Consider the following 993-nt stretch of genomic DNA (forward strand, 5'->3'; position numbering starts at 1 on the left):
CTGTTCGCCTCGACGGGGATCGGGATGGACGCGGCCATGCGCGTGCTGCAGGGCGCGGGCGCGGGCGCGTTCGAAGTCGCCGCGCTGACCGCGGTCGCCGCGACGGTCGCCCCCGGCGCGCAGGGGCGTGCGTTCAGCGCCATCTACACCGGGCAGCTTCTCGGCGTCGCACTCGGACCGCTGCTCGGCGGCTTCGCGGGCGAGCACCGGATGGACCTGGTGTTTCTGGGCAGCGGCGCGGCCGCGGTGCTGGCGTCGCTGCCGGTGCTGTGGCTCCTGCCCGCGACCGGCCGGGCCGGATCGGTTCCCGCCGCTGCCACGGTGTCGACCGCTTCCGCGGGCAGCGGCGTCCCGACGAGTCCGGACGGTGGTGCGCCGTCGGCCCGGCTGTTGCTGCGTCGCGGCGTCCTCGGGCTGCTGCTGGTGGCCGGCTGCGACGGGCTGATCGGTGGCGTCTACGAGACGTGCTGGAGCCTGTTGATGGAGCGCGACGGCGCGTCCACCACGCTGATCGGCCTCACCTTCACCCTCTTCGCGCTGCCGTACCTCGTCTTCGCCTGGCCCGCCGGCTGGCTGGCCGACCGATGTGACCGGCGCCGGCTGATCGGGGCGACCACGCTCGTCCTGTCCGTGACGGTCGCCAGCTACCCGTTCCTGCACTCGATCCCGCTCATCATCCTGTTGAGCTGCCTGGAGGCGGTGGGCCTCGCCGTCGCCTATCCCGCGGCCCAGTCCCTGCTCGCCCAGGAAAGCGCCGCCGGTGACGGTACCGGCCGTGGCCAGGGCCTGTTCGCGACGACGCAGACCGCCACGACCGTGTTCGCGGCGCTGGCCTCCGGGGCGCTGTTCGCGGCGGATCCGCGGCTGCCGTTCGTGCTGGCCGCGTTCGCGGCGCTGGTCACCGCCGCCCTGCTGCCGCGGCTGTGGCGGGACGTCGCCGGCACCGTGGCCCAGGCCCTGGCGCGGTCCGCCGCCGGGGGAGCGGGCCTGGCC

The 993-nt window shown here is 75.2% G+C and carries 1 protein-coding gene; it reads left to right on the forward strand.

Going from position 1 to position 993, the window contains the following annotated elements; genetic code table 11:
- Positions 1-36 precede the first annotated feature (36 nt).
- Positions 37-993: MFS transporter (locus tag ND748_RS32720; protein ID WP_251750121.1), on the forward strand; the 957-nt coding region annotated here is incomplete at its 3' end.

Origin of the sequence: Frankia sp. AiPs1 (genome assembly GCF_023716945.1) — a bacterium.
In the GTDB taxonomy this organism is placed as follows: Bacteria; Actinomycetota; Actinomycetes; order Frankiales; family Frankiaceae; genus Frankia.